The 743-nt window shown below is 76.3% G+C and carries 1 protein-coding gene; it reads left to right on the top strand.

Annotated elements, in window-relative coordinates:
* The coding region (locus tag ACXJMZ_RS37360) for a DUF4153 domain-containing protein (protein WP_457034438.1) at positions 1-743 on the top strand (743 nt) is incomplete at both ends.

Here is a 743-nt window from a genome sequence, read left to right as displayed (position 1 = left end):
CGGTACGCCCGTGAACCCGTACCGGGCGCCGACGCCCGCCGCCCAGCCGTTCCAGTGGCTGCGCGCCAGCGACCCCGACCCGAAGGCGCCCGCCACCTCCAAGGTGGTCGGCGCCGCCGCGCTCGCCGGGCTGCTGACCAGCTGGATGCTGGACGACGCACTGGGCGTCAACCTGCTGCTCTGCGGCCTGGTCGCGGCCGTCGGCGCTGGCTTCGCCGCCCGGGCGGCGGGCCGCTCGATCCGGCCCTGGACGGTCGTCTGGAGCGTGCTCGCCCTCGCGCTGCTCGCCGTGCCGGCGCTCCACGAGGCCGACTGGGCGGTCATCCTCTCCGGCGCCTGCGCGCTGGGCCTGGCCTCGCTCGCCCTGCACGGCGGCAGGCGTTGGACCGGTGTCCTGTTCGCCCTGCCCGGCCTCGTCTGGCAGCTCATCCCCGGACTGCTCTGGGCCCGCACCGGCCTGCGCGGCTTCCGGATCCCCGGCGGGCGGGGCAAGGCGGTGCCGGTCCTCAAGGCCGTCCTGGTCGCGGCCGTGCTGCTGACCGTCTTCGGCTGGCTGTTCGCCGGCGCCGACGCCGCGATGGCCGAGGTACTGGGCGGCCTGATCCCCAGCTTCGAGCTGGAGCCGGGCGACCTGCCGCAGCACGCCTTCCTGTTCTTCCTCGGCCTGGTGGTCGCCCTCGGCTTCGCCCACATCGCGGCCGGCCCGCGCCGCTGGGACCGTACGGAGGTCAAGCCCGGCCGCG

The organism is Kitasatospora sp. P5_F3, assembly GCF_054049135.1.
This window is presented reverse-complemented; position numbering and strand designations above follow the sequence as displayed.